At 57.8% G+C, this 17,961-nt stretch carries 14 protein-coding genes, 2 tRNA genes and 4 rRNA genes; 10 read left to right on the top strand and 10 right to left on the bottom strand.

What is annotated here, in order from left to right:
• A complete protein-coding gene (locus OPV09_RS04845) occupies nucleotides 1–768 on the bottom strand; it encodes a TorF family putative porin (protein WP_034749431.1) in 768 nt (255 codons plus the stop codon).
• 270 nt (nucleotides 769–1,038) lie between these two features.
• Here OPV09_RS04845 and OPV09_RS04840 point away from each other — a divergent pair, with 270 nt between their 5' ends.
• The 4 genes from OPV09_RS04840 (at nucleotide 1,039) to OPV09_RS04825 (ending at nucleotide 4,055) form a co-directional block, all read left to right on the top strand.
• Complete coding sequence (locus tag OPV09_RS04840) at nucleotides 1,039–1,287, top strand: accessory factor UbiK family protein (protein ID WP_034749434.1); 249 nt, start codon at nucleotides 1,039–1,041, stop codon at nucleotides 1,285–1,287.
• Between the two features lie 111 nt (nucleotides 1,288–1,398).
• Nucleotides 1,399–2,919 (top strand): YifB family Mg chelatase-like AAA ATPase, encoded by a 1,521-nt coding sequence (locus OPV09_RS04835; protein ID WP_319993454.1) that lies wholly within the window; start codon nucleotides 1,399–1,401, stop codon nucleotides 2,917–2,919.
• A gap of 64 nt (nucleotides 2,920–2,983) precedes the next feature.
• The gene (locus OPV09_RS04830; protein WP_219330374.1) at nucleotides 2,984–3,529 is read left to right on the top strand and encodes a hypothetical protein; all 546 of its coding nucleotides are present in this window, start codon (nucleotides 2,984–2,986) and stop codon (nucleotides 3,527–3,529) included.
• A gap of 181 nt (nucleotides 3,530–3,710) precedes the next feature.
• Entirely contained in the window at nucleotides 3,711–4,055 is a 345-nt protein-coding gene (locus OPV09_RS04825; RefSeq protein WP_034749443.1) for a DUF1840 domain-containing protein, read from the top strand.
• A 59-nt stretch (nucleotides 4,056–4,114) separates the two neighbouring features.
• Here OPV09_RS04825 and rrf (OPV09_RS04820) read toward each other — a convergent pair.
• From rrf (OPV09_RS04820) to OPV09_RS04790, 7 genes are all read right to left on the bottom strand, one after another.
• Nucleotides 4,115–4,227: ribosomal RNA gene (rrf, locus tag OPV09_RS04820) — 5S ribosomal RNA — on the bottom strand.
• Nucleotides 4,228–4,510: 283 nt separating this feature from the next.
• Nucleotides 4,511–4,623: ribosomal RNA gene (gene rrf / locus OPV09_RS04815) — 5S ribosomal RNA — on the bottom strand.
• Nucleotides 4,624–4,760: 137 nt separating this feature from the next.
• Nucleotides 4,761–7,636: ribosomal RNA gene (locus OPV09_RS04810) — 23S ribosomal RNA — on the bottom strand.
• Nucleotides 7,637–7,876: 240 nt separating this feature from the next.
• Nucleotides 7,877–7,952, bottom strand: a tRNA-Ala gene (locus tag OPV09_RS04805).
• A 19-nt stretch (nucleotides 7,953–7,971) separates the two neighbouring features.
• Nucleotides 7,972–8,048, bottom strand: a tRNA-Ile gene (locus tag OPV09_RS04800).
• Between the two features lie 79 nt (nucleotides 8,049–8,127).
• Nucleotides 8,128–9,658 (bottom strand): 16S ribosomal RNA (locus OPV09_RS04795).
• Together the 16S, 23S and 5S rRNA genes with 2 tRNA genes alongside form the textbook arrangement of a ribosomal RNA operon.
• 410 nt (nucleotides 9,659–10,068) lie before the next feature.
• Complete coding sequence (locus OPV09_RS04790) at nucleotides 10,069–10,845, bottom strand: enoyl-CoA hydratase (RefSeq protein WP_338680722.1); 777 nt, start codon at nucleotides 10,843–10,845, stop codon at nucleotides 10,069–10,071.
• A gap of 76 nt (nucleotides 10,846–10,921) precedes the next feature.
• Between OPV09_RS04790 and OPV09_RS04785 the strand changes: the two genes are divergently transcribed.
• Nucleotides 10,922–12,223 carry an MFS transporter gene (locus OPV09_RS04785; protein ID WP_338680721.1) on the top strand — a complete coding sequence of 434 codons (1,302 nt, stop codon included), beginning with the start codon at nucleotides 10,922–10,924 and terminating at the stop codon, nucleotides 12,221–12,223.
• 137 nt (nucleotides 12,224–12,360) lie between these two features.
• Nucleotides 12,361–12,798, top strand: coding sequence for a universal stress protein (locus OPV09_RS04780; protein ID WP_034753546.1), 438 nt, complete (start codon nucleotides 12,361–12,363; stop codon nucleotides 12,796–12,798).
• Nucleotides 12,799–12,830: 32 nt separating this feature from the next.
• Here the strand turns inward: OPV09_RS04780 and OPV09_RS04775 are convergent, their stop codons facing one another.
• Nucleotides 12,831–14,057 (bottom strand): murein transglycosylase A, encoded by a 1,227-nt coding sequence (locus tag OPV09_RS04775; protein WP_338680720.1) that lies wholly within the window; start codon nucleotides 14,055–14,057, stop codon nucleotides 12,831–12,833.
• Between the two features lie 49 nt (nucleotides 14,058–14,106).
• Here OPV09_RS04775 and OPV09_RS04770 point away from each other — a divergent pair, with 49 nt between their 5' ends.
• A complete protein-coding gene (locus OPV09_RS04770) occupies nucleotides 14,107–14,253 on the top strand; it encodes a hypothetical protein (RefSeq protein ID WP_175444617.1) in 147 nt (48 codons plus the stop codon).
• A gap of 24 nt (nucleotides 14,254–14,277) precedes the next feature.
• On the opposite strand, the gene apaG is transcribed toward OPV09_RS04770, so the two are convergent.
• Nucleotides 14,278–14,652: a Co2+/Mg2+ efflux protein ApaG gene (apaG, locus tag OPV09_RS04765; RefSeq protein ID WP_034753698.1), complete on the bottom strand. Its 375-nt coding sequence runs from the start codon at nucleotides 14,650–14,652 to the stop codon at nucleotides 14,278–14,280.
• A gap of 164 nt (nucleotides 14,653–14,816) precedes the next feature.
• Between apaG and rpe the strand changes: the two genes are divergently transcribed.
• From rpe to trpE, 3 genes are all read left to right on the top strand, one after another.
• Entirely contained in the window at nucleotides 14,817–15,491 is a 675-nt protein-coding gene (gene rpe, locus OPV09_RS04760) for a ribulose-phosphate 3-epimerase (RefSeq protein WP_034753544.1), read from the top strand.
• The gene (locus OPV09_RS04755; protein WP_338680718.1) at nucleotides 15,491–16,195 is read left to right on the top strand and encodes a phosphoglycolate phosphatase; all 705 of its coding nucleotides are present in this window, start codon (nucleotides 15,491–15,493) and stop codon (nucleotides 16,193–16,195) included. The genes rpe and OPV09_RS04755 overlap by 1 nt, the downstream gene beginning before the upstream one ends.
• A 269-nt stretch (nucleotides 16,196–16,464) precedes the next feature.
• Nucleotides 16,465–17,961: an anthranilate synthase component I gene (gene trpE, locus OPV09_RS04750; protein ID WP_338680716.1), complete on the top strand. Its 1,497-nt coding sequence runs from the start codon at nucleotides 16,465–16,467 to the stop codon at nucleotides 17,959–17,961.

Here is a 17,961-nt window from a genome sequence, read left to right as displayed (position 1 = left end):
TTAAAAGGTTTTGGATACGGTCAGCACGAGACCGGATTTCGCCAGATTCTTGCCATTCGGTGCCAGCGACGTGATGTTGGCTTTGACATAGGCCAGGGCGACTGTTGCCATGCCAAAATCCTTGGTGACGCCCAGTTTGTAATCGGTGTAGCTGAGGGAATCGTTGTGCTCGACTTTCTGGCGGCCCACATGCAGGTTCAGCAGATAGCCTTCGTGCACATCGATATTCGCGCCCACGTCGAGGTAGCCGCTGTTCTTGCTGTCGGCCACGCCGAACAGATTGGTGGTCGAGTGCGAGTACTTGATGTAGGCCGGGCCATAGCCGAGCTGGCCATACAGCTCGAAGGTGTTGGCATTGGTGCTCAGCCCATTCGAGGGATAGAAGTAGTACAGGCCGCCTACGTCATAGGTAAAATCCTTGCTGATCTCGCCCCGTTTGCCGCCGTAGATGTCCCATTCCAGGTTGGTATCGCCGCCGCCGTCCTTGATCCATTTGATGCTCGACAGCCAGGTGCCGACGTACAAACCCGTCGGGTTGTGGGTATAGTCGGCACCGCCGCTGATGGCCGGTTTCAAGCGGCTTTGCGAGATGCCGCGGTAACGGTAGTCGCTGGTCAGCGCCACGTTGTAGCTCACCACGTTATCAGGTACGGCTTCGGCTGCAGCAGGCGCCGCCACTGCATCCTGGGCCATGGCGCTACCGCACAAGGCGGCCATGGCCAGCGTCAACGCTGCAGCTAAAGTCATGTTCTTGGACAGATTCTTCATGGCGATTCCCTTTTATTGAACTTTTAAAGCGGTTGAGGTTTAAAATCTTGGCTGGAGATCACAAAGCGTTCATACCTTCTTTAGCAGAATACGTGCCAGCTCTCTTGCCACCTTGACAGGTGCGTTTCCGGCCATACATACCCTGCAAGCCTCTGGGCATGCGGGTACGGGCTGCTGAAGCATTGTGAATTTGCCCAGTTTCGCACCAGATTAACGCCGCTGTGCACCGCAATGGTGCGATGCACAGGCCGCACCATAAAAGGACTGACCATGGACATGAATACCTTCTTTAACGACTTGCAAGGCAAGATCCATCAAGCCATCGAAAACTCGCCTGCCAAGGATATCGAGAAAAACGTGAAATCGATGATGACCCAGGGCTTCGCCCGCCTCGACCTCGTCACGCGCGAGGAATTCGATATCCAGGCGCAAGTGCTGGCCAAGACCCGCGCCAAGCTGGACGCACTGGAACTGCGCCTGATCGAGCTGGAAACGCGCCTGAACGACACCAAGGCGTAAAGTGCGGCCAGCAAGGCTCCGTTATTGACGGCCTTGCTGGCATAGCTCAAGCTTGACGGCGTTTCACGCGCTAGACTGATCCTGCCCGCGCCCGCGCCACAGGGGAGTCTGATGAGTCTGGCCGTCCTGAAAAGCCGCGCCCTGGCCGGCATGGAAGCGCCCGAGGTAAGTGTTGAAGTCCACCTTGCCAATGGCTTGCCTTCGTTTACGATTGTCGGCCTGCCGGATACGGAAGTGAAGGAATCGCGCGACCGCGTCCGTGCCGCGCTGCAAAACTGCGGCTTTGAAATGCCGGCGCGGCGCATCACGGCCAATCTGGCGCCGGCGGACTTGCCCAAGGAATCGGGGCGCTTCGACCTGCCCATCGCGCTGGGCATCCTGGCCGCGTCCGGCCAGTTGCCGGGCGACCAATTACACCACTACGAATTCGCGGGCGAACTGTCGCTGTCGGGCCAGTTGCGCCCTATCCGCGGCGCGCTGGCAATGACCTTTGCCATGCAGCGCAGCCAGCCGGGCGCGCCACGCGCCTTCATCCTGCCGCAGGCGAACGCAGACGAAGCGGCTCTCGTCAGCGATGCCTGCATCTATCCTGCCCACAGCCTGCTCGAGGTCTGCGCGCATTTTGCCGCGCACGCCAGCCGGACCGTCCTGCAACGCCACCAGCCCATGCTGGCCGTACCCGATTTTGCGTATCCGGACTTTGCCGACGTGCAAGGACAGCAGCAGGCGCGCCGCGCACTGGAAGTGGCGGCCGCGGGTGGCCATAACGTCCTGATGGTGGGGCCGCCGGGCGCGGGCAAGACCATGCTGGCCAGCCGCTTCCCCGGCGTGCTGCCGCCCATGAGCGACGAAGAGGCGCTGGAATCGGCCGCCGTGCATTCGCTGGGCGGCCTCTTCAAGGTGGAACACTGGAAACGGCGCCCCTACCGTGCCCCGCACCAGACGGCATCCGGCGTGGCCCTGGTGGGCGGCGGCAACGTGCCGCGCCCGGGAGAAATCTCGCTGGCCCACTGCGGCGTGCTGTTTCTCGATGAAATCGCCGAATTCCAGCGCCGGGTGCTCGATGTGCTGCGCCAGCCCATGGAATCGGGCGTGATCAGCATTTCACGCGCGGCCCGCCAGGCCGAGTTTCCTGCTCGCTTCCAGTTGATCGCCGCCATGAATCCCTGCCCCTGCGGTTATCTGGGCCATGCTTCGGGACGCTGCCGCTGCACGCCGGACGCCGTGCTCCGTTATCACAGCCGCCTGTCCGGTCCGCTACTCGACCGTATCGACCTGCAGGTTGAAGTGGCCGCCATGCCGCCGGCGGCGCTGGGGCGGCACGCAGGCGCCGGCGAAAGCACGCAAGCCATCGCCACGCGGGTCGCGGCAGCCTTTGCCCTGCAGCTGGCACGCCAGGGCAAAGCGAACCAGCGCCTGAGCAGCACGGAAATCGAACAACATTGTCGCCTGGAAACGCATGGTGAACAGCTGCTGCATGGCGCCATGGCGCGACTGCACTGGTCGGCGCGCACCTATCACCGGGTATTGCGCGTGGCGCGCAGTATCGCGGACCTGGCGGACAGCCCCGGCATCACGCAGGCGCATGTCGCCGAAGCGATCCAGTACCGGCGCGTGCTGCGTGAAATATAAGGCAGCCAGCGAACGCCACGCGTGCACGATTGCGCGTGATGGGCGGCGCTGCTACCATCTGCTGATGAAAAAACCATCAATTGCCCTCTTTCTGGCTACGCTCGCGGCCGCCAGCGTCCTGTCCGCCTGCAGCCCGAAGTTCGACTGGCGCGACTATCGCAGCCCCGACGCCCAGTTCACGGCCTTGTTTCCAGGCAAGCCCGCCGTGCTGACGCGGGAGGTCGATCTCGATGGCAAGAAAGTCAGCCTGACCATGACGGCCAGCGAAGTCGATGGCAATACCTTCGCCATCGGCAGCGCCGTGCTCGACAGCGCAGAACAGGCGCAAGCAGCCCTGCCCGCCATGCAGACGGCCCTGCTGAAAAACATCAACGGCACCGTGCGCAGCGAAAAATCCGCCTCGGCGGCCAGCAGCACGGCTGCCGGAACGCAGCAGCGCAGTTCGCTCAGCATTGAGGCCAAAGGCACGCAGCAAGGCAAGCCTGTCTTGCTGGTCGGCCGTTTTGTGGCGCAGGATAAGCGCATCTTCCAGATCATCATTCTCGGTGAAGAAAGCAAGCTGTCGCGTGACACCATCGACACCTTCATGGACTCGGTGAAACTGGATTAAGACTTAACGATCGCTTAAACCGGTGTTTTCACGATAAGCGAGCTCTTGTAAATACGTGCGTTGTCCAACAGATGGCCCTATCCGGCTTGCAAATATGCAATCCGGGACAAACGGACGGCCTGTGCGACATTTCAAGTCGTGATATTGTTTCGACACTAACAACAAGTTTCAGAAAGCGCTTATGTTGATCTCATTCAAATCCAAATCTTCCCCTGAAGTGCTGATGTATCAAGAACATGCCCAGCGTATCCTCGACATTCTGCACAAGAACCCCACGCGTGGCGTCATCACGCCAGCCGAAGCGGGCGATGCCCTGGCCCTGCTGGAAAAAGAAGTCGCGGAAAGCAAATTGCATCCGGAAAATGACATCGAACACGACGCGCATACGCCAGAAACCCTGGAAGATGGCGAAACGGGTGCCCATGCGCGCGCGCAAAAAGTGCATTTCTCGCAGCGCGCCTATCCCCTGATGGAAATGCTGCGCTCGGCCAAGGCGGAAAATGAAAGCATCACCTGGGGCATCTGATCCGATGAATGCTGCAAACGAAAAAAACCCCGCACCTAGCGGGGTTTTTTATATAACAAGCCTGACGATAACCTACTTTCACACTGGTTGCAGCACTATCATCGGCGCAAAGTTGTTTCACGGTCCTGTTCGGGATGGGAAGGGGTGGTACCAACTTGCTATGGTCATCAGGCATAACTTTTTCAACAACCTGCTCCCAGCGGGGCAGCAAGTCGTCTGATCTGAGGAGGCGAATTATACCCCAGGTCGGCTTGACGCACAAGCGCGTAGCAGGCAATCACCACGCGAATGTCAACAATGTTGTCGGATTACGCTACGCTAATCCGACCTACCCGCCATCCAATAAACGTAGGTCGGCTTAGCGCTGCGCGCGTCAGCCGACAGCGCCCAACAAAAACCACCAGACGTAAAAAAACCCCAACCGGATCACCGGAAGGGGTTTTTTCGAATAACAAGCCTGACGATAACCTACTTTCACACTGGTTGCAGCACTATCATCGGCGCAAAGTTGTTTCACGGTCCTGTTCGGGATGGGAAGGGGTGGGACCAACTTGCTATGGTCATCAGGCATAACTTGTACTGGCATTTGTCCTCGATGGAGCGACAAAGCCTGAATCTGGAAGAAGCAAAGATTGGGGTAATGAATGTCGTATCAACACACACGCAACGTTGTACCGTCTTATCCTCTGCACCTGCTAAGGTTATAGGGACAAGCCGTACGGGCAATTAGTACTGGTTAGCTTAATGCATTACTGCACTTCCACACCCAGCCTATCAACGTCCTGGTCTCGAACGACCCTTCAAAGAGCTCAAGGCTCTGGGAAATCTCATCTCAAGGCAAGTTTCCCGCTTAGATGCTTTCAGCGGTTATCTCTTCCGAACTTAGCTACCCGGCAATGCCACTGGCGTGACAACCGGTACACCAGAGGTTCGTCCACTCCGGTCCTCTCGTACTAGGAGCAGCCCCCTTCAAATTTCCAACGCCCACGGCAGATAGGGACCAAACTGTCTCACGACGTTTTAAACCCAGCTCACGTACCACTTTAAATGGCGAACAGCCATACCCTTGGGACCGGCTACAGCCCCAGGATGTGATGAGCCGACATCGAGGTGCCAAACTCCCCCGTCGATATGAACTCTTGGGAGGAATCAGCCTGTTATCCCCAGAGTACCTTTTATCCGTTGAGCGATGGCCCTTCCATACAGAACCACCGGATCACTATGTCCTACTTTCGTACCTGCTCGACTTGTCAGTCTCGCAGTTAAGCACGCTTATGCCATTGCACTATCAACACGATGTCCGACCGTATCTAGCGTACCTTCGAACTCCTCCGTTACACTTTAGGAGGAGACCGCCCCAGTCAAACTGCCTACCATGCACTGTCCCCGATCCGGATAACGGACCAAGGTTAGAACCTCAAACAAACCAGGGTGGTATTTCAAGGTTGGCTCCACGAGAACTAGCGTCCCCGCTTCAAAGCCTCCCACCTATCCTACACAGATTGGTTCAAAGTCCAATGCAAAGCTACAGTAAAGGTTCATGGGGTCTTTCCGTCTAGCCGCGGGTAGATTGCATCATCACAAACATTTCAACTTCGCTGAGTCTCGGGAGGAGACAGTGTGGCCATCGTTACGCCATTCGTGCAGGTCGGAACTTACCCGACAAGGAATTTCGCTACCTTAGGACCGTTATAGTTACGGCCGCCGTTTACTGGGACTTCAATCAAGAGCTTGCACCCCATCATTTAATCTTCCAGCACCGGGCAGGCGTCACACCCTATACGTCCACTTTCGTGTTTGCAGAGTGCTGTGTTTTTATTAAACAGTCGCAGCCACCAGTTTATTGCAACCCTTTCACCCTCATGGAGTAAACCAATCAAGCTACCGGGGCGTACCTTTTCCCGAAGTTACGGTACCAATTTGCCGAGTTCCTTCTCCCGAGTTCTCTCAAGCGCCTTAGAATACTCATCTCGCCCACCTGTGTCGGTTTGCGGTACGGTCTCGTATGACTGAAGCTTAGAGGCTTTTCTTGGAACCACTTCCGATTGCTTCGTGAGCAAGCTCACTCGTCCCATCCCCTTGAATCCTGCGCCCGGATTTGCCTAAGCGCCTTCTATGAGACAGAAACTGACTATTCCAACAGTCAGACAACCTTCCGCGATCCGTCCCCCCATCGCATCATACGACGGTGCAGGAATATTAACCTGCTTCCCATCAGCTACGCATCTCTGCCTCGCCTTAGGGGCCGACTCACCCTGCTCCGATGAACGTTGAACAGGAAACCTTGGGCTTACGGCGTGGAGGCTTTTCACCCCCATTATCGCTACTCATGTCAGCATTCGCACTTCTGATACCTCCAGCATCCTTTACAAGACACCTTCGCAGGCTTACAGAACGCTCTCCTACCATATCCAATAAAGGATATCCGCAGCTTCGGTGACTGGCTTAGCCCCGTTACATCTTCCGCGCAGGACGACTCGATCAGTGAGCTATTACGCTTTCTTTAAATGATGGCTGCTTCTAAGCCAACATCCTGACTGTTTTAGCCTTCCCACTTCGTTTTCCACTTAGCCAATCTTTGGGACCTTAGCTGGCGGTCTGGGTTGTTTCCCTCTTGACGCCGGACGTTAGCACCCGACGTCTGTCTCCCAAGCTCGCACTCATCGGTATTCGGAGTTTGCAATGGTTTGGTAAGTCGCAATGACCCCCTAGCCATAACAGTGCTCTACCCCCGATGGTGATACTTGAGGCACTACCTAAATAGTTTTCGGAGAGAACCAGCTATTTCCAAGTTTGTTTAGCCTTTCACCCCTACCCACAGCTCATCCCCTAATTTTTCAACATTAGTGGGTTCGGACCTCCAGGGCGTGTTACCGCACCTTCATCCTGGCCATGAGTAGATCACTTGGTTTCGGGTCTACACCCAGCGACTGATCGCCCTATTCGGACTCGATTTCTCTACGGCTTCCCTATTCGGTTAACCTTGCCACTGAATGTAAGTCGCTGACCCATTATACAAAAGGTACGCAGTCACGGAACAAGTCCGCTCCTACTGTTTGTATGCACACGGTTTCAGGATCTATTTCACTCCCCTTCCGGGGTTCTTTTCGCCTTTCCCTCACGGTACTGGTTCACTATCGGTCGATTACGAGTATTTAGCCTTGGAGGATGGTCCCCCCATATTCAGACAGGATGTCACGTGTCCCGCCCTACTTGTCGTACGCTTAGTATCACCGGTCCGATTTCACATACGGGGCTATCACCCGCTATGGCTCCTATTTCCAGAGGATTCTGTTATCGGTCCGACTATCACGTACAGGCTCTTCCCATTTCGCTCGCCGCTACTTTGGGAATCTCGGTTGATTTCTTTTCCTGCAGCTACTTAGATGTTTCAGTTCGCCGCGTTCGCCTTGCATACCTATGTATTCAGTATGCAATACCCTAAAAGGGTGGGTTGCCCCATTCGGAAATCTGCGGATCAAAGTGTGTTTGCTCACTCCCCGCAGCTTATCGCAAGCTACTACGTCCTTCATCGCCTGTAATCGCCAAGGCATCCACCATGTGCACTTATTCGCTTGTCCCTATAACGTTAGCCTCTGAAGACCGAAGTCATCAAAGAGCGCTACAGGGATAAGAAAGTACAACGTTGTTGCTTGTTTGTTGATACATACAATCATTACCCATCGATTCGCTTTTTACGGCAAACCGATCAATAAATAATCTTTACTTCTTCCAGATTGTTAAAGAACATACAGCACTTGGTCTCGAAAAGACCAAACCTAAATTCAATCACCGTTGTGATCAACTTACGTTTGAACTTTTGGTGGAGGATGACGGGATCGAACCGACGACCCCCTGCTTGCAAAGCAGGTGCTCTCCCAGCTGAGCTAATCCCCCTGAGATTTACTACAGAAACTGGTAGGGCTGGTTGGACTCGAACCAACGACCCCCGCGTTATCAACACGGTGCTCTAACCAGCTGAGCTACAGCCCCAAATGCTGTTCTTTATATTAACAGCCGATAAGTGTGAACATTTGATGCGTGAATCATTTCTGATTCGTGCAAACTCTAGAAAGGAGGTGATCCAGCCGCACCTTCCGATACGGCTACCTTGTTACGACTTCACCCCAGTCACGAATCCTACCGTGGTAAGCGCCCTCCTTACGGTTAAGCTACCTACTTCTGGTAAAACCCGCTCCCATGGTGTGACGGGCGGTGTGTACAAGACCCGGGAACGTATTCACCGCGACATGCTGATCCGCGATTACTAGCGATTCCAACTTCATGCAGTCGAGTTGCAGACTACAATCCGGACTACGATACACTTTCTGCGATTAGCTCCCCCTCGCGGGTTGGCGGCGCTCTGTATGTACCATTGTATGACGTGTGAAGCCCTACCCATAAGGGCCATGAGGACTTGACGTCATCCCCACCTTCCTCCGGTTTGTCACCGGCAGTCTCATTAGAGTGCCCTTTCGTAGCAACTAATGACAAGGGTTGCGCTCGTTGCGGGACTTAACCCAACATCTCACGACACGAGCTGACGACAGCCATGCAGCACCTGTGTACTGGTTCTCTTTCGAGCACTCCCCAATCTCTCGGGGATTCCAGCCATGTCAAGGGTAGGTAAGGTTTTTCGCGTTGCATCGAATTAATCCACATCATCCACCGCTTGTGCGGGTCCCCGTCAATTCCTTTGAGTTTTAATCTTGCGACCGTACTCCCCAGGCGGTCTACTTCACGCGTTAGCTGCGTTACCAAGTCAATTAAGACCCGACAACTAGTAGACATCGTTTAGGGCGTGGACTACCAGGGTATCTAATCCTGTTTGCTCCCCACGCTTTCGTGCATGAGCGTCAATCTTGACCCAGGGGGCTGCCTTCGCCATCGGTGTTCCTCCACATATCTACGCATTTCACTGCTACACGTGGAATTCTACCCCCCTCTGCCAGATTCTAGCCTTGCAGTCTCCAATGCAATTCCCAGGTTGAGCCCGGGGATTTCACATCAGACTTACAAAACCGCCTGCGCACGCTTTACGCCCAGTAATTCCGATTAACGCTTGCACCCTACGTATTACCGCGGCTGCTGGCACGTAGTTAGCCGGTGCTTATTCTTCAGGTACCGTCATTAGCAAGAGATATTAGCTCTCACCGTTTCTTCCCTGACAAAAGAGCTTTACAACCCGAAGGCCTTCTTCACTCACGCGGCATTGCTGGATCAGGCTTTCGCCCATTGTCCAAAATTCCCCACTGCTGCCTCCCGTAGGAGTCTGGACCGTGTCTCAGTTCCAGTGTGGCTGGTCGTCCTCTCAGACCAGCTACTGATCGATGCCTTGGTAGGCTTTTACCCTACCAACTAGCTAATCAGATATCGGCCGCTCCACGAGCATGAGGTCTTGCGATCCCCCACTTTCATCCTTAGATCGTATGCGGTATTAGCGTAACTTTCGCTACGTTATCCCCCACTCTAGGGTACGTTCCGATATATTACTCACCCGTTCGCCACTCGCCACCAGAGCAAGCTCCGTGCTGCCGTTCGACTTGCATGTGTAAGGCATGCCGCCAGCGTTCAATCTGAGCCAGGATCAAACTCTTCAGTTTAATCTCTGTTACTTTGCCGTTTTACCGGCATGGTCGAACTATTTAACTAGTTCAAACCCCTCGCATTGCGAGGTGTTTGCTCACTCAAAAAACTGACAGGCTACTTCCGAAGAAGTATCCTATTTCATTATTTCTTGTGAACATTTGATATTTTAAGTATTACGACAATCCGAAGATCATCGCTGCACTTACATCAAATGCCCACACTTATCGACTGTTAATTGTTAAAGAACTGTATTCGGTTACTGCTTTCGCGCTACCGACAAAGCGTTGTGTTTGTCAGCTGCGAAGAAGGAAGAGTATGAAGCGTTTGCAGCATTTCGTCAACCTTCTTTTTCTACTACCCAGCCCCGGAAGGCAGTCCCTTTTGTGCCGCAAACTAGTGCGTCTCATCGGGGAGGCGAATCATATCAAAGACCGTCGAAGTTTGGCAAGCGCTTTTCCAGGAAAGCGTACATGCCTTCTTTTTGCGCCGGCGTACCGAAGGCGGCCTGGAACAAACGGCGCTCGTAGGCGACACCATCGGTCAAGGTGGTTTCAAAAGCGCGGTTGACGCAATCCTTGATCATCATGGCAACCGAAGTCGGCATGGCGGCGATGGTCTTGGCGGCGGCCAGGGTTTCTTCCAGCAATTTATCTGCCGGCACCACGCGCGACACGAGGCCGATGCGTTCCGCCTCGGCGGCATCGATGGTGCGCGCCGTCAGCAGCAGGTCCATGGCCTTGGCCTTGCCGATGGCGCGCGGCAAACGCTGCGTACCGCCCGCGCCCGGCGTGACGCCAACCTTGATTTCTGGCTGGCCAAACTTGGCGCTGTCGGCGGCGATCAGGAAATCGCACATCATGGCCAGTTCGCAGCCGCCACCGAGCGCATAGCCGGCCACGGCGCCCACCACCGGTTTGCGCACGCGCAAGATATGCTCCCAGTTACGGCTGATGTAGCCCTGGGTATAGGTATCCGGGTAGGTGTAATCGGCCATGGCCGCGATGTCGGCGCCGGCGGCAAATGCTTTTTCGCTGCCCGTGAGCACGATGCAGCCGATACTCTCGTCGGCATCGAACTTCAGCAAGGCGTCGCCCAGCTCATTCATCATGTTCTCGTTCAAGGCGTTCAGGGCCTTGGGGCGGTTCAGGCGGATGACCGCCACTTTGTCCTGGATATCGATGATCAGGTCTTCGTATTGCATGGTGTCTCCTCTCGATGAACGGTGCAACGATTGTAGCGGCTAACGGCAGCGGCGCGGCAGGTGCGCTGCTATTATTGTGAGCCCGATCTTTTTTATCGAGCAGCATATTTTCTCTTCCCTCTTCCAGTATTGCGCCCACTATCTGCGTGGCGACGGCAGCGCCGCCAGCGTCAATTTCCGCCGCCTATGGTTCAGCAATGGCCTCAATTGCTTCGGCGCCCAGATTACCTCGCTGGCCCTGCCCCTGTGCGCGGTGCTCTTGCTACATGCGACACCGGAACAGATGGGCGTGCTGGTTGCGCTGCAGGCGCTGCCGTTCGCCCTCTTCGGCTTGCCCGTCGGCGTGCTGCTGGACCGGCGCAGCAAGCACCCGATCATGCTGTTCAGCGAAAGCATGTCGGGCCTGGCCCTGGCCAGCGTGGCCGTGGCTTACTGGTGCGGCGTGCTGTCGATGCCATGGTTATATATAGTGGGCTTCATCATCGGCACGGGCTTCGTCGTCGGTGGTGGCGCCGAACAGGTGTTTCTGACTTTCCTCGTGGGCCGCGATGGCTTGATCGATGCGCAGTCGAAATTTGCCGCCACCGAATCAGCTTCGCGCCTGATCGGTCCCGGCCTGGCCGGCGTGCTCGTGCAAGTGTTGTCGGCGCCCGTCGCCATCCTGTGCACGGCGTGCGGCTATCTGGTTTCCGTTTTCAATCTGCGCGCCATGAGCGTGCGCGATCCGCGTCCTGCTCCATCCGACAAACACGCCTTGCGCGACATCGCCGACGGCTTGCTGTTCGTCTGGCGCGAACCGCTGCTGCGCGCGCTGGCCTGGGGCGCCGGCATCTGGCACTTCCTGTTTTACGCCAGCATGGCCTTGACGGTGCTGTTTGCCACGCGCGACCTGGGCATGAGCCCTGGCGTGCTGGGCATGACGCAGATGCTCGGCGGCGCCGGCGTCCTGCTCAGCGCCTTCATCGTCAAGCCCTTGACGAAGCGCTATGGCGCCGGCCGCACCATCCTGATCGGCCTGGCATCGACCTCGCTCTGTTTTGCGCTAACGCCCACGATACCCGCCGCGCTGTTCGGCAGCGCGGCCGCCAGCGCCGTGGCGTATGCCATCTTGATGTTCTTTTTCGATTGCGGCGTGATGCTGTTCTTTATTCCCTACCTGGGCTTGCGCCAAAAAGTCACACCCGACCTCATGCTGGGCCGCATGACGTCGACCATGCGTTTCCTGACGGTAGCGACGGCGCCGCTGGGTGCGCTGGCCGCCGGCTGGATAGCGGAACATTTTGGCGTGCGCAATGGCCTGGCCTGCATCGCGGCCGGCAGCATCGTGTTGACGGTGGCCATGGTGTGGTGCACGCCGCTGCGTAGCGTGCGCACCTGAAGCGGTGAACGGGAATACACTGGCAAAAGATTGCTTTGGCGACACTATTCACGCCAAAGCCCGTGAGGTTTGATTTACATCAAGGTTTTAATTGATGTAAATCCATAAGCTGTCTTACATCACTTGAGGAGCACGCTATGTTTAACACCATCTTATTTCCCACCGACGGCTCGCCGCTGTCCGACAAAGCCGCCGAGACCGCCCTCGCCTTCGCCCAATTGAACAAGGCCAAGCTGGTCGCCATCAGCGTGGTGCAGCCGTTTCCGTTCTCGCCGATGGCGGACGGCGGCATCGTGCTCGACGCCAGCCTGTATGAACAGCAGATGCAGGAAGCGTCGCAACGCGCCATCGACAAGATCGGCGAAGCTGCGCGCGCCGCCGGCGTACCTTTCGAAGGCGTGGTCGCCGTGTCGCCGAGCCCGCACGATGAAATCGTCAATGCGGCGCAAACCTACCATTGCGACATCATCCTGATGGCTTCGCACGGCCGCAAGGGTTTGAACAAGCTGTTCGTGGGCAGCGAAACGCAAAAAGTGCTGGCGCATACCCACCTGCCAGTGATGGTCTTGCGCTAAGCCACACCACGAACTGCCCGGCGACGCTTTCCCTAGCGCGCCGGCGCCTGCTTCGGCAACAACACCCACACGGCGCCGCTCTGCTTCATGCGGCCCGCATTCTCGGCAGCTTCCGCGCCAAAGCCAAAGAAATAATCGACACGGATCGGCCCGCGAATGGCGCCGCCCGTATCCTGCGCCATCACCAGCCGCTGCATGGGAATCTCGCTATTGGCTTGCGTGGTGGACAGGAACACGGGTGCGCCCAGCGGCAAAAAGCGCGAATCAATGGCCACCGAGCGCTGCGGCGTCAATGGCACGCCCAGCGCGCCCTTCGGCCCCACTTTCGGGTCGGGCAAGCGCTCTTCCTTGAAGAACACATAGCTGGGATTGGCGTTGAATAATTCATCCTTGCGCGTAGGATGGCCGGCGATCCACGCCTTGATGCCCTGCGCGGACGCCTGGCTCAAGGTCAGCTCGCCCTTGTCGACCAGGTAGCGGCCGATCGATTTGTACGGATGGCCATTCTGGTCCGCGTAGGCCACGCGCACGGTTTCCTGCGTATCGGTCAGCTGCACGCGGCCGGAGCCCTGCACCTGCAGGAAGAAGGCCTCGACTTCATCATCCACCCACAGCAATTCCTTGCCCGTGACGGACGTGGCGCGCTCGATGTCGGCGCGGGTCGCATACGGGATCACCTTCTTGCCGACCAGCTTGCCCCGCAAGCGCATATTCTTCAGTTCCGGATACACGCCGGACAAATCCACCGAGACGAGGTCGTCGGGCACCTTGTACAGCGGTGTCTGGTATGGGCCGCCCCGCTTGCGCGCCCCGTGCAGCAGCGGTTCGTAGTAGCCGGTCACCAAGCCGGTACTGGCGCCATCGGCGGTGATGACTTGATTCGGCACAAAGAAGGTCTCGAAGAACAGGCGGATGGCCTTGTCGCTGTCGGCATTCACCTGGCGCGCGATCGTGCACGATTCCTTCCAGTCCGGGCGTTTGACCAGCACGCCGCACGATGCCATGAAAGCGGGCCAGGCGGCGCGCATGTCGTCGCGGGCCCAGCCAGGCAAGGCGGAAAATTTGGCGGGCACGAAGGTGGGCGCCGCCACATCCGCGGCGTCCTTGGCGTCGGCCGGCTTGGCCGGAACCGGCCTGACGACGGTCGGGGCGATGGGCGGCGCCTTGCCGCTGGCAGCGGGTGGCGCGGGCGGCGTGGTACAGGCGGACAGCGCAAGCGCGACGGCGCCGATTGAAACGGGTAGACTACCGCGTGTCAACAGACGGCGGGTAAATACTAAGCTGCGGGTAAATAACATAGGGGTGCGTATGTGGATCTTGATGATAGAGGCGCTGGTGGCGTTCTTCTTGCTGGCATTTATAGTCTGGTGGACCATGTATTCGGGTAAAAAACCCGTCCCACCGGCGCGCAAGCAGCTCGGCGAAGAACAGGACAGCACCGAAAAACTGAAGTAAGGGGCGCAAGCCCCCGGCGTTGCGTCAATGCAGGGTGCGTGGCACCGACAGCACGAACTCGGGAATCGGCGCTTCAAACTGATGGCCATCTTCGGCCACGCAGAAATACTCGCCGTGCATCGAACCTTGCGGCGTGCCCAGCATGGTGCCACTCGTGTATTCGAACTGTTCGCCCGGCTGCAGCAGCGGCTGGTGGCCGACGGCGCCCAGGCCACGCACCTCTTCCACCTTGTTGTTCGCATCCGTGATGACCCAGTGGCGCGAAATCAGTTGCGCGCCAGCCGTGCCCGTGTTGACGACGCGGATCGTGTAGCTGAACACGTGCCGCCCCTGGTCCGGTGCCGATTGCTCGGGCAGGTATTGCGTCTTGACCGTTACCGTAAATTCATAAGTCGCCATCGTCATTCCTATTCAGACATTGCAGTCATTATGGCGGCGCGTGTGCCGCATTGGCCACGGCGTGCCGCGTATTCTGTGTTTCATCGTGCTTCAATAAGGCATGGTAGCGGCGTCAAGCGTAAAATAGCGCATCTTCGCATTTTCTATCCTTTGGCTACTCCACCATGACTACATTCCGTATCGCTCCCAGCATCCTGTCCGCCGACTTTGCCCGCCTGGGCGAGGAAGTGCGCAACGTCGTTACCGCCGGCGCCGACATCATCCACTTCGACGTGATGGATAACCATTATGTGCCGAACCTGACCATCGGCCCGCTGGTGTGCGAAGCGATCCGCCCGCACGTGCAAGTGCCCATCGACGTGCACCTGATGGTCAAGCCTGTCGATCGCATTATCCCGGATTTCGCCAAGGCTGGCGCGAACATCATCACCTTTCACCCGGAAGCGTCGGATCACGTCGACCGCTCCTTGCAACTGATCCGCGACAATGGCTGCAAATCGGGCCTGGTATTCAACCCCGGCACGCCGCTGCACTACCTGGAACACGTGATGGACAAGATCGACATCATCCTGATCATGTCCGTCAATCCAGGCTTCGGCGGCCAGTCCTTCATTCCGCAAGCGTTGAAAAAAATCGCCGAAGCGCGCCGCATGATCGACGAATCGGGCCGTGACATCATGCTGGAAGTCGATGGCGGCATCAAGATCGACAACATCGCCGCTGCCGCCGCTGCCGGCGCCGACACCTTCGTCGCCGGCTCGGCCATCTTCGGCAAGCCCGACTACAAAGCCGTCATCGACGCCATGCGCGCCGAGCTGGCAGCCGTCAAGGGCGCCTGATGCAAGCGGGCACGGTGAAAGACCATGTACTGGCCGGCGTGCGCGCCGCCATCATCGACCTCGATGGCACGATGCTCGACACCGTGCCCGATTTTCATGTCGCCATCAACGGCATGCGCGCCGAGCTGGACCTGGCGCCCATCAGCGCCGACGCCATCAAGCTGATGGTCGGCAAGGGCTCGGAAAACCTGATCCGCACCGTGCTGGCGCTCGACTTCGATGCGGCCGGCGTGGAACAGCGTTTCGAGCAGGCGATGGACGGCTACCAGCGCCACTACCTGGCCATCAACGGCCAGTTCAGCACCCTGTACCCGGACGTGGAAGCGGGGCTGGCGGCGATGAAGGCGGCGGGCCTGCGCCTGGCCTGCGTCACCAACAAGCCGATCGCCTTCGCCCTGCCCCTGCTGAAACTGAAAAACCTCCACCAGTATTTCGAGATCGTCTACGGCGGCGATTCGCTGCCGAGGAAGAAACCGGACCCGCTGCCGCTGCTGCAAGTGTGCGCGGACTTCGACCTGGCGCCATCAAAAGTGGTGGCCATCGGCGACTCCTCGAACGACGCGCAAGCGGCCAGGGCTGCGGCTTGTCCCGTACTGACGGTACCGTATGGCTACAATCACGGACACTCTATACACGATACCGATTCCGATGGTATAGTAAAGACACTGCTCGAAGCAGCCCGTTTTATTAGCATGCAAAACTAACCGGCATACTGACCAAACCCACCACCATATCGTGAACACGTTTCTCATCAAAAAACACAATGTCACCCAAACCGGCTCGATTGAGGCCTGGCTTTGGCGACGCTGGCAATCCTGGCAGGCTTAAGGGCCGAGCCGTTACGATTGCTGCCGGTTGCACCCGTATAGTTTGCGCATATTGCGCCTGTTGCGTGCCCCGGCAAGTTTTTTGATAACCCACCGCAGGGTTTGTGCACCATGCACACGCATACCCTGACGGCATGGAGAGAAACATGACCGAACTCGAATTCAAATCGCTGTCCCAGCAAGGCTACAACCGCATCCCCCTGATCGCCGAAGCGTTCGCCGACCTGGAAACCCCGCTCACCCTGTACCTGAAACTGGCACAGTCCCAACAAGGCGGCAAGAACACCTTCCTGCTCGAATCCGTCGTCGGCGGCGAACGCTTCGGCCGCTATTCCTTCATCGGCTTGCCCGCCACGACCGTGTTGCGCAGCCATGGCAAGCGCACCGAGATCGTCAAGAACGGCGTCGTGATCGAAGAGCACGAAGGCAATCCACTCGACTTCATCGAACAGTACCAGTCGCGCTTCAAGGTGGCCCTGCGCCCCGGCATGCCGCGCTTCTGCGGCGGCCTGGCCGGCTACTTCGGCTACGACACCGTGCGCCACATCGAGAAAAAACTGGCCGGCGGCGCGCCGAAAGATGACTTGAAGCTGCCCGACATCCAGCTGATGGTGACGGAAGAACTGGCCGTCATCGACAACCTGTCCGGCAAGCTCTACCTGATCGTCTACGCCGATACGACGCAGCCCGAATCGTTTTCGAAAGCGCAGCAGCGCCTGAAGGATTTGCGCATGATGCTGCGTCGCGGTGTCGATGCGCCCGTCACCAGCGCTTCCGTGCGCACGGAAACCATCCGCGACTTTTCCAAGGAAGACTACCTGAAGGCCGTCGCCAAGGCGCATGAATACGTGATGGCGGGCGACCTGATGCAGGTGCAGATCGGCCAGCGCATCCGTAAACCCTATGTCGATTCGCCGCTGACTTTGTACCGCGCCTTGCGTTCGCTCAACCCTTCGCCGTATATGTACTTCTATAATTTCGGCGACATGCAGATCATCGGCGCCTCGCCCGAGATCCTGGTGCGCAACGAGAAGACGGCGGACGGCGGCAAGAAAGTCACCTTGCGTCCCATCGCCGGCACCCGTCCGCGCGGCGCCACACCCGAGCGCGACGCCGAACTCTCGGCCGAGCTGCTGGCCGACCCGAAAGAGATCGCAGAGCACGTGATGCTGATCGACCTGGCGCGCAACGATATCGGCCGCATCGCCGAGACAGGCAGCGTGCAAGTGACCGACCGCATGGTCATCGAAAAATACTCGCACGTGCAGCACATCGTCTCGAACGTGGAAGGCACCCTCAAGGAGGGCCTGTCGAACCTGGACGTGCTGCGCGCGACCTTCCCCGCCGGCACCCTGACGGGCGCGCCGAAAGTGCGCGCCATGGAAGTGATCGACGAACTGGAAATCACCAAGCGCGGCATCTACGGCGGCGCCTGCGGCTACCTGTCGTTTGGCGGCGAAATGGATGTGGCCATCGCCATCCGCACGGGCGTGGTCAAGGACGGCATGCTGTACGTGCAGGCCGCGGCCGGCATCGTGGCCGACTCCATCCCCGAAATGGAATGGCAGGAAACGGAAAACAAGGCGCGCGCCGTGCTGCGCGCCGCAGAACAAGTGCAAGATGGCCTGGATGGAGGGTTTTAA

The sequence above is a fragment of the Janthinobacterium sp. TB1-E2 genome, from assembly GCF_036885605.1.
Lineage (GTDB): Bacteria > Pseudomonadota > Gammaproteobacteria > Burkholderiales > Burkholderiaceae_D > Janthinobacterium > Janthinobacterium aestuarii.
The sequence above is the reverse complement of the archived record's forward strand: the minus strand, read 5'-3'. Positions and strand labels throughout refer to the sequence as shown.

Bases quoted from the DNA above. Each gene is read 5' to 3' on its own strand.
- OPV09_RS04845 (WP_034749431.1), bottom strand. From the start codon at position 768: ATGAAGAATCTGTCCAAGAACATGACTTTAGCTGCAGCGTTGACGCTG.
- OPV09_RS04840 (WP_034749434.1), top strand. From the start codon at position 1,039: ATGGACATGAATACCTTCTTTAACGACTTGCAAGGCAAGATCCATCAA.
- OPV09_RS04835 (WP_319993454.1), top strand. From the start codon at position 1,399: ATGAGTCTGGCCGTCCTGAAAAGCCGCGCCCTGGCCGGCATGGAAGCG.
- OPV09_RS04830 (WP_219330374.1), top strand. From the start codon at position 2,984: ATGAAAAAACCATCAATTGCCCTCTTTCTGGCTACGCTCGCGGCCGCC.
- OPV09_RS04825 (WP_034749443.1), top strand. From the start codon at position 3,711: ATGTTGATCTCATTCAAATCCAAATCTTCCCCTGAAGTGCTGATGTAT.
- OPV09_RS04790 (WP_338680722.1), bottom strand. From the start codon at position 10,845: ATGCAATACGAAGACCTGATCATCGATATCCAGGACAAAGTGGCGGTC.
- OPV09_RS04780 (WP_034753546.1), top strand. From the start codon at position 12,361: ATGTTTAACACCATCTTATTTCCCACCGACGGCTCGCCGCTGTCCGAC.
- OPV09_RS04770 (WP_175444617.1), top strand. From the start codon at position 14,107: ATGTGGATCTTGATGATAGAGGCGCTGGTGGCGTTCTTCTTGCTGGCA.
- apaG (WP_034753698.1), bottom strand. From the start codon at position 14,652: ATGGCGACTTATGAATTTACGGTAACGGTCAAGACGCAATACCTGCCC.
- rpe (WP_034753544.1), top strand. From the start codon at position 14,817: ATGACTACATTCCGTATCGCTCCCAGCATCCTGTCCGCCGACTTTGCC.
- OPV09_RS04755 (WP_338680718.1), top strand. From the start codon at position 15,491: ATGCAAGCGGGCACGGTGAAAGACCATGTACTGGCCGGCGTGCGCGCC.
- trpE (WP_338680716.1), top strand. From the start codon at position 16,465: ATGACCGAACTCGAATTCAAATCGCTGTCCCAGCAAGGCTACAACCGC.